10 protein-coding genes are annotated in these 8,877 nt (G+C 32.4%); 6 read left to right on the plus strand and 4 right to left on the minus strand.

What is annotated here, in order from left to right:
- Positions 1-90 precede the first annotated feature (90 nt).
- Together CVS91_RS10365 and CVS91_RS09820 are read left to right on the plus strand one after the other, a co-directional pair.
- On the plus strand, positions 91-438 hold the full coding sequence (locus tag CVS91_RS10365; RefSeq protein WP_199906255.1) for a hypothetical protein: 348 nt from the start codon (positions 91-93) through the stop codon (positions 436-438).
- A 350-nt stretch (positions 439-788) separates the two neighbouring features.
- The gene (locus tag CVS91_RS09820; RefSeq protein ID WP_199906256.1) at positions 789-3,764 is read left to right on the plus strand and encodes a S6 family peptidase; all 2,976 of its coding nucleotides are present in this window, start codon (positions 789-791) and stop codon (positions 3,762-3,764) included.
- Between the two features lie 467 nt (positions 3,765-4,231).
- On the opposite strand, the gene CVS91_RS09825 is transcribed toward CVS91_RS09820, so the two are convergent.
- The gene (locus CVS91_RS09825) at positions 4,232-4,930 is read right to left on the minus strand and encodes a helix-turn-helix domain-containing protein (RefSeq protein ID WP_107831836.1); all 699 of its coding nucleotides are present in this window, start codon (positions 4,928-4,930) and stop codon (positions 4,232-4,234) included.
- A 116-nt stretch (positions 4,931-5,046) separates the two neighbouring features.
- Here CVS91_RS09825 and CVS91_RS09830 point away from each other — a divergent pair, with 116 nt between their 5' ends.
- The 3 genes from CVS91_RS09830 to CVS91_RS09840 all read left to right on the plus strand — a co-directional run bounded on the left by CVS91_RS09830 (position 5,047) and on the right by CVS91_RS09840 (position 7,128).
- Positions 5,047-5,283: a DNA-binding protein gene (locus CVS91_RS09830; protein WP_103567046.1), complete on the plus strand. Its 237-nt coding sequence runs from the start codon at positions 5,047-5,049 to the stop codon at positions 5,281-5,283.
- Between the two features lie 31 nt (positions 5,284-5,314).
- Positions 5,315-6,745 carry an AAA family ATPase gene (locus CVS91_RS09835; protein ID WP_103596818.1) on the plus strand — a complete coding sequence of 477 codons (1,431 nt, stop codon included), beginning with the start codon at positions 5,315-5,317 and terminating at the stop codon, positions 6,743-6,745.
- 122 nt (positions 6,746-6,867) lie between these two features.
- The gene (locus CVS91_RS09840; protein WP_103596817.1) at positions 6,868-7,128 is read left to right on the plus strand and encodes a hypothetical protein; all 261 of its coding nucleotides are present in this window, start codon (positions 6,868-6,870) and stop codon (positions 7,126-7,128) included.
- Positions 7,129-7,144: 16 nt separating this feature from the next.
- Here the strand turns inward: CVS91_RS09840 and CVS91_RS09845 are convergent, their stop codons facing one another.
- The 3 genes from CVS91_RS09845 to CVS91_RS09855 form a co-directional block, all read right to left on the minus strand.
- Positions 7,145-7,348, minus strand: coding sequence for a hypothetical protein (locus CVS91_RS09845; RefSeq protein WP_103596816.1), 204 nt, complete (start codon positions 7,346-7,348; stop codon positions 7,145-7,147).
- Complete coding sequence (locus CVS91_RS09850) at positions 7,345-7,791, minus strand: hypothetical protein (protein WP_107831837.1); 447 nt, start codon at positions 7,789-7,791, stop codon at positions 7,345-7,347. Before CVS91_RS09850 ends, CVS91_RS09845 begins: the two co-directional genes overlap by 4 nt.
- 71 nt (positions 7,792-7,862) lie before the next feature.
- A complete protein-coding gene (locus CVS91_RS09855) occupies positions 7,863-8,084 on the minus strand; it encodes a hypothetical protein (protein WP_103596814.1) in 222 nt (73 codons plus the stop codon).
- Between the two features lie 347 nt (positions 8,085-8,431).
- Between CVS91_RS09855 and CVS91_RS09860 the strand changes: the two genes are divergently transcribed.
- Positions 8,432-8,877: hypothetical protein (locus CVS91_RS09860; protein WP_159071418.1), on the plus strand; the 446-nt coding region annotated here is incomplete at its 3' end.

The following is an 8,877-nucleotide window of genomic DNA, read 5'->3' on the forward strand; positions in this document are numbered from 1 at the left end:
ATTAAGATTTTAGTCGTCAAAAGACTTAAAAAGGTATATAATGCCTTTTTGCGATTTAAATGGAATTTATCTTAAAAATGGAGGTTTATCTTGAAAAATAATCTTAGCATTTCTCTTGTTTTATCTAGCATTTTATGTAGCTGCTTAGACGCTCAGGTCATGGATATAGGGACAAATTTTTATAGAGATTACCTTGATCTTGCGCAAAATAAAGGCATCTTTAAAGCTACAGATGCACCACTAGAATTTACGCAAAGAAACGGCACTAAATTTACGTTTAATAAGATCCCAAACAACAACGCAAGAAATAATAAAGGCAACTTCACCGCTCTTGGACGAAGTTTTGTAGTGACGGCAACGCACGTTGAAAAGGGGGCTAACGCAGTTGATTACAATGAAAAAAGGGGCTTTTTGGCAATACAAAATATGAGTATCTGACTAGATATTCATCTACTTCAACATCCAAAGTCTATAACACTGAAACGACATATCTAAGAACTACTAAATTTATAGTAGAAGGCAGTGTTGATCCTATAGATATACCAGATCTTGAAATTTCGCCTGCTTCTTATAATGATCAAGATATAGCAGAGATTGAAGTTAGAAAAATAGAAAATTATTTTAAAGCGATAAAAAATAGCGGTGGCGCAAACGGTAATGATATTTTTGCTTATCAAGCTGGCATTGGACTACTTAGCTTAGAAAAACCAAGGATCGACCCTATCACAGGAAATCCAACTGGTGGATACGATACTATAGTAGATAAAGATGGCACTAATAATCAAACGTTGGGTGCAAGTTTAAATAATATAAATATAATTAACTCGGTTGCATATAAAAAGAAAATTTCACTACTTGGAGATGGCAATGAAGTAAATGGAATTTACGTGCTTCCATTTACCAATGACAACTTTAGAAATAAACTTTATATAGGCGATAGTGGCTCAGGATTTTTTGTTTATGATACTTTAAAGAATAAATGGGTATTGGTTGGCGTAACTTCGGTGGCTAATGGCACTCAAAACTACGCTTCTATCGTTACTGCAAGAGATTTTAACGACTATAAAAAAGAGTATGAAAATTTAGTAAGTGGCGTAAATGTCCTAGGTAGCGCACTAGTGCAAAATAAAGATAATATATTTAGCAGCGTAAATGGCTCAAACATCACGCTAAACTCTAATCTAGACTTAGGATATGGCGGTATCGTCGTAAATAGCGGAGATATTACGCTAAATAGCACAAATGGTAGCAAGATAGCAAAATTTGCAGGTTTTGACATAGCTGGGGGTGCAAGTTTAAATTTAAACGTCGTTTCAGACACAAGCGTGCATAAGCTAGGCAAAGGCAGCTTGATAGTAAGCTCAAGTGGCAACAAGCCACTAAGGCTAGGCGAGGGTGTGGTTGAGTTAAGAGCTTTAAATGCATTTGATAAAATTTATCTAACAAGTGGCAGGGGGCTCTTAAGGCTTGGCGTGAATGAAAATTTAAATGATAAAATTTTCTTTGGCAATGGCGGCGGAGCGCTTGATCTAAATGGCTTTGATCAGACTTTTGACAACATATCAGCCAACTCAAGCGACGCGAAGATAACAAATGAAAACTCGCAAAGAGTAGCGCTTAAAATAAACGGCGAGAGTGGCAAAGATACGATATTTCACGCAAACATCGATAAAAATATAGAGCTAAAACATAGCGGGCAGGGCAAGGAGCTTATTTTTGACGGAGGATTTGACATTGATGGTGCTTTGAACCTAGAAAACGCCAAGGTTACGCTCCAAGGACATCCAAAGACGCACGCCATTGGCGATGCTAGCGTTTTAACTCCCCTAGCAAAGAGCAAGATAGCCGCAGCTGGTCTAAGTGAGCCAGCCTATATGGATCTAACTCGCCCATCCACACTTTCTCAGCCTGACTGGGACGAGAGAAAATTTAGTGCAAAAGATGGCATAAAGCTTAAATCATCAGAGCTTACCATAGGCAAAGATGCTAAGCTAAATGGTGACATCACGGCTAAAAACTCGGTCATAAATTTAAGTGGCGAGCTAACTCACTATATAGATAAATTTGATGGCTCAAATACCTATGATGACGGCTTAAAGTATCGCCAGGATATTGAGAGTAAAAATTTACTTGTTAAAGACGTTAAATTTGACAATAAAATCGTCATGGATAGCGATAGTCTGCTAAGAGTAGGAGGCGCAACTAAGCTAAAAGAGCTAGTTATAAACGGCAAAGATACGCCTTTAGCTAAAGATGTGCTCTTAGGAGATGGTAAATTTGAGGTAGAAAATTTAGAGGTTAGTGGTGCGCAAAAGCTTGGCTTTGAGCCTGATAGCCTCATAAAAAAGAGCCTAAAGATAAAGAGCTTTGGCAGTGAAAATGAGCCGGTACTTGACTTTAAAAATGTCTTAACTCTTGGCGCTGGGATGAAATTTGATGTTGATTTTACTGCAGCACTTAAAGGCGGCATGGCGCTTGATAAAACATATACTTTAGTAAACGCGCAAAATATCATAAATGAGGGCGCTATCTTTAACAACGAGCAAAAACTTGGGGATTTGTTTATGACTTACGCCATAAGTGACGGCAAAATCATGATGAAGCTAAGCGACAAAAAGGGAGAAAATCCAGCCATTTCGTCCAATGTAGTGCAAGAGAGGGTTTCTAAATTTAGCCAAAGAGAAAATAAAATCCTAAGCATGCTAAAAGGCACGCCTGAATTTGTGCAAGCAATCTCAAGCGGTGACGATGAGGCGCTAAGAAAACTAGCGCAAAAAGCAGATAAAGATATGAAAGAAATTTCTACTTCTTCGCTCAAAATGAGCATGAAAGCCTTGCAAAACAGTAATGAGCTGATGAACTCTAGGTTGTTCGTGATCACGCGGCTAAGGGCAAAGGCTGATATCTCGCAGTTTAAGCTAGCTGGACTTGAAAGCGACATCATGCCAAGCGCGAAGATGGCTTACGAAGCAGCAGAAGCTAGCAGGGAGAGAAACAACTTTTGGGCAAATGTAAATGGCGCTTATTTTAAGGACAAGCAAAGCGATGGCGACCTTAAATTTTATGGTACAAATATCGGCTATGACAGAGGTTATGACGAGTTTATCTTAGGTGTAAGCGCTGGAGTAAGCAAGGCTAAATTTAGCTCAAATGTATTAAAGGATGATGCTAAAATTTATAGTTTTGGTGCGTATGGGCTTTTTGAAAGAGGAGCTCACGAGATACAAAGTAACTTAAATTTTGCCTTTATAAACTCAAAACGTAGCCTAGATGAGGCGCAAAAAGCTAGCGTAAAAGGCAGAGGCATCCTCTCAAGCAACTACTATAAATATAAAATTTCACTCTCTAAAAGTGGCGAGTATGAGCAAAGCATAAAGCCACTACTCGCACTAGAGCTTGGCGCTAATGGCATTGATGGATTTAAAAATGACCGATATGATCAAAAGAGCATAAATGACTTTAATGTGGCTGTAGCAGCGGGAGTAGAATACGCTTTAAACAGCGAGAAAAACGCATTTAGCGTGCAATTTTTAGTAAAACAAAGTGTGTATAACTCAGAAGATAAATCTTATGTTTCGCTTAATAATTCAAGCGAATATGTTGATTACAAGCTTGATAACAATAAGCTTAGCTATAAGCTTACTTTAAACTCAGATACCAAGCTTAGCGAAAATTTAGTTCTCTCTTCTCAGCTAAGCGGGATGCTTGATAATGATAAAAACTATGGCATAAGTGGTGGTTTGAAGATCGAGTATAAATTTTAAATTTATGTCAAAGTGGATTTAAATTTCACTTTTGCGTTAGTAAAAACAGTTAAATTTAACTAAGTTTGAGATCTAATAAAAAATGGTGAAATTTAAACTTGAAAGTAGGTGGTGGGTTCACCAGGACTATTATATTAATAATATTCAGCAAATAATAGAGCCTTATGATCTAAAGTAAATACATCATTACTCTATAAAATACTTTTTTATCATCTAATAGGTCTTTATGATATTTACTATACATTAATTATATAAGACTTATAATTAGCTGTTTATTATTGATAAAAAATATATTACACTTACGAAAGTATAAAGGAAGGGATACTATTGTCTTTTTGAAAAAAGAGCTAAAAACAATAGACAATAGGTAAACCAAATTTTGCTAAAGCAAAATTTGGACTTTTATTTAAAACATGGGGGCAAGCCCCCAAACCCCAGACAGATAAAGAGAAAATAAATTTTTAAAATCACTCTTCAATATATTTAGGTTGATAATTCTTAAAAATGTTTATGACGTATCCTAAAATTTCTATTTTATTAAGTTCGTTTTGAGAAAGTTCAATATTGGAGAAATCATCTTTGCTTGAAAAAAACTTAAGGTTTTGATTAAAAGGGTTTATACGGCAATACTTAATTAATACCTCATTATTAACTCTTAAAACTAAGAGGGTATTATCTCTTGGGGTGTTATCTCTTACAATAATTAAAATATCTCCATCTGTTGCGAATGGCGTTGCCTTATTGTTTGTTACGGTAATAAAATTATAGTCATGTGGCTTTGATAGATTAAATAGTTTTGAAAGAATTTTAATACTTTGTAAGTAAGGATCAATGCTTTCTTTTTGGTTTGCAAAATCATATAGATCATCATAAATTGTGCAAATACTTTCAGAATTAGCTCTTATTTGAAGCTTGCCATTGTCGGTTTCAATATTATATTTGCTGATTGCAGCAGCTATATCAATATCTGTATCAAAGTAGTCAATTCCAAAACCAGTAGCTTCAGCAATTTTGTATTTGACTTGTATAGGAAGTGGGTTTATATTATTTTCATAAGAATTTACCCTAACTCTACTTATTCCGATCTTATCACCAAACTCACTCTGAGTAAGTCCATAGGCATTGCGTAATCTTCTTAGTTTGTCGCCGCATCCATTTGTTTTCATAAATTTTCCTTTTTTATTTATTTTAGCAAATATAAAATTATTTGTTAATGTATTAAGAGTAGTATAAGGTTGTGAGATATAAAATGATATTAGATTTTTTAGGAGGTTATCTTTTTATGATTGATGTAGTAGATGAAAAAATAGAAAAAAAGAATGAATTTATTACTCCAGAGCAGTTCGAAGAATTATTTGGAATAAGCATAGATAAACAAACTAGGCTTAGATTTAGTGTAAATTATACTGAGAAACGTAAAGCAAAGATCCCTCCTTTACCATATATAAGAATAGGTAAAAGAATATTATATAGACTGGAGAGTGTAAAAGAATGGTTAATAGAACAGGAAAGAAGATAATGATTTGCAGTAAAAGAAAAAAGGTTGTGATATGAAGCGGAACCACCACCATAGCACAACCCACAAAAGCACTGATATTCTATCAAATAAAATCATAAATGTCAAGGAATTCACTGCTTTGGATATTGAAAATGCTAATTTTGAATGGTTGATACCGAATTTCCTTTCAAAACAGAGCTTAAATATGGTATATGCTGGTGCTGGTGCAGGCAAGAGCATGTTTGCTATCCATCTTTGTAATTACTTAGTGAAAAACAATGTTAATCTAGATGAAATTGTTTATATGGATGCTGATAACGGCATTGATATATTACAGAGTAGGCAAGTCGATAAAATTATGGATAATAGCAATGGAAAAATAAAATATATTCTCTCTAACAGCTCGCATAGATTTACTATATTTAAAAAGTTAAACAGAGAATTTAAAGCAGGTGAAATAAAAAATCGACTTATTATTATAGATAGTATTAGAAATTTTATAAAAGGTAGTCTAAGTAAAGATGATAATATAACAAGATTTATGGCAGACCTGCAAGGATTGAGAGACAAGGGTGCTACTATTATATTCCTCCACCACCAACCTAAGCAGGGAATGGATAAAAACGATGAGAATTATAAAGGCGCTACAGCCTTCATGGATAGTGTTGATGAAGCTTACTATTTACAAAACGAAAGTGACAGCTCTATTTCTATCAACGACAATGAAATGATTGTTAGCTTAAAACCAAAGAAAAAGAGAAGCCATACAAAAGAGATGGTTGCTTTAATCGATACCAGGGAATTAGATCTAAAATTTATTGAAGATGATTTTATTGGGCTAAGCGACAAAGAAAAGATATCTTTACAACTGGCACAAGAAATTATTGATCAAAAAGGTGAAATTTGTCAAAGCGATCTTGCAATAGCCATACAAAAACTTGCAAATAAAAACTACTATGAAACGGTTGGACGTAATACGCTTTGGAAATTATTTGACAAATTTGATGGAAAACTTTTTGATATTAAACGATTAAGAGGATATCAAAATTGTAATAAAAAGGTATTTGTGAGCAGAATAATGAATAAAACACCAAAATCAGAACAAGTAAATTTCGACGTTCATAAAATTGAAGTATCAACCAATGATTTTGAAAGTGCAAAAGTAGCCAATAGCAACCAGCTCTCTATAAACAAAAGCAATTTAAAGTTTTTAACTGCCATTCCCGTTAATATTGAGCCTATATCTAATGTTGATCAACATGGGTATTCAACAATACGAGCATCTGTAGGAGGCTATTGTGTAGATATTGAAATAATAAATAACGATCTTGATCCGCTAGTAAATGAGTTAAAACAATGTATAAAGGACTATGATAAGGAAAATTCGTATCCGACGTTTTTTGGCGGCGATGAACTATTAAATATTTTATTAAAAATTAAGACTATCAATGAATTAAAAATAGTTTTAAGAAGTGATGGCTAACGAATGATAGTTGATATCTTTTTTATTGGTTTTCTAATGGTCGTAATAGTATCGTTTTTAACCTTACTTACTTTGGGTTATTTTGATACAAGTAAAGAATAAATCAAGAAGGTTATTCAAAAATGATTATAATTAGATATTTTTATAAAATATGCTCAACTCTTTTATCTATTACTTATTCTTGCCTTGCAGTTTGTGGAATGTTTTTTCTTGTTCAAAAAACAATCGATATATTGGAAATTAGAAAGATATATCAAGAAACTGGACAATACCCTATTGAAGTTATTAATCCAGTAAGCTTGCAGCAGTTAAACGATATAGTTAAAGATTTCAATGGAACAATCATATTTTCCAAGAAAGGAAAAATAGTTTTAAATAAATAGTAGATTTTGCTCCTTTTTACAGATAAATTTTATCAACTTTTCTTTTTAGCTTACGTGCTAGAAATTTTCCATTATCATCTTCACCTATCTCATATCCAGCCTTTTCAACATCCGCTTTTAAGTTGGCTATATTAGAATTTAGCCTATCTCTTTGCGCAATTAACGAAAATATATATTTAGCATTATTCACTAGATTTTGTAACTTTTGTTCTTTTATCATATTTCTTCTACTTTATCTGTTTTTATAAAAATTTTATTTCCCCAAAATCTGGTTATTAAACCACCTATCCAAGCGATGACTGAAAAATTGACGAGAAGGATAATTAGCATTAAAAAAATATAAGTTTCATCCCCATCGTCCTTTGCGTAACCAACGATACTAAATGCGACTTTTATAAATTCAATTATATTTATGCCATTAAACATCGCATAAATAGGCGTTATAATCATCACAAAAAGACATATCATTGTCATTAAAATGCTAATACCAAGACCGACAGCAAATACCTTTGCCTCTCTTTCATTTTTTTCTTCATCTTCGATTTCGCCTCTTAAAAATGGATATGACAAAAACATTCCAGTTGTCAAAAGCATAATCGAAAAGGTTGAAAACGTATAATTTATAAAATCTACGAAATTTGTTGATAATGTTTCTAGCATCATTCTTTATTCCTTTAGTCTCTAGCAGTTCATTTCATTAATTTTTATGGCGTTTTGCTATTTATTAATAAAATTTAAAACTCTATTCCTATATTGTGTTCTTTGATAAGGTTTAAAAAATCAATTTTAAACTGCTCATTTGTTTCAACTGCTTTTATGATCTTTATGCCTATATCCTTAAATTTTTGCTCATTTTCTTCTTTGATAGCATTTAATAATTGCTTTCTTTGCTCTGAAAGTTTCTTAAGTTGTTCTTCGTTTTTTAGAAGTCTCTCTGCTGCTGTAAGTTTTGACATTGTATAGCTCCTTTTTATGTTTTGATAATTTTTGACGTTTATATTTAAAAACAGAATATCAAATTCATGCACAACCTTTTTCTTTTTATTGGTTATTTTATTTGTTCTGATATTTTTTGTTATTATAACATATTCTTGGTATTTTTTGATAAAAGCTGTGTTATAATCTAAAATGAATAAAGAAATAAAAGCAAAAAAAGTTACATAAAATAGTAGATTGCAGGATAGCCTTTTTCTCCTATTTTGTAATACAAAATATTTGAGAAAAAGGCAAATACTCTGCGAGGCTCTTGTAGTTTTTGCTTTGCAAAATTTTTGGTAAATAGGAAATGGAGGGTTTTTGAATTATGGCTAAAGAATTAAAGGCTTTTAGATTGGATGTTGAGAATTTAATTTTTTTACAAACCTTAAAAGAAAAAATGGGGGTAAAATCACTAAATGAAGCAATCAATTTACTTTTATTCTTTTTAGGGAGAGATAATAAAATTATTGATGCCGTAAAAGAAAATTATCCACTTTTAAAAATAAAAAGGTCTGAGCTTACTAGAGAAAATATCAAAGAGGTTAAAAATTTTTTTACCGATGTTGAATTTAAAAAATTAAAACAACTTGCAAAGGATAATGGTTTTTCTAGTGTAAATAAGTTTTCAAAATTTTTGGTTTTGAGCCACCTTTACGATGATAAAATTTTAAGTAACGATACAATAAATGAATTTGCAAAAATGAATTATTTGGTTAAACGCATTGGTATAAATTTAAATATTTTTGTAAAAGCAATTCAACAAAATACTTC

This window comes from Campylobacter concisus, assembly GCF_003048985.1.
GTDB classification, from domain to species: Bacteria; Campylobacterota; Campylobacteria; order Campylobacterales; family Campylobacteraceae; genus Campylobacter_A; species Campylobacter_A concisus_AY.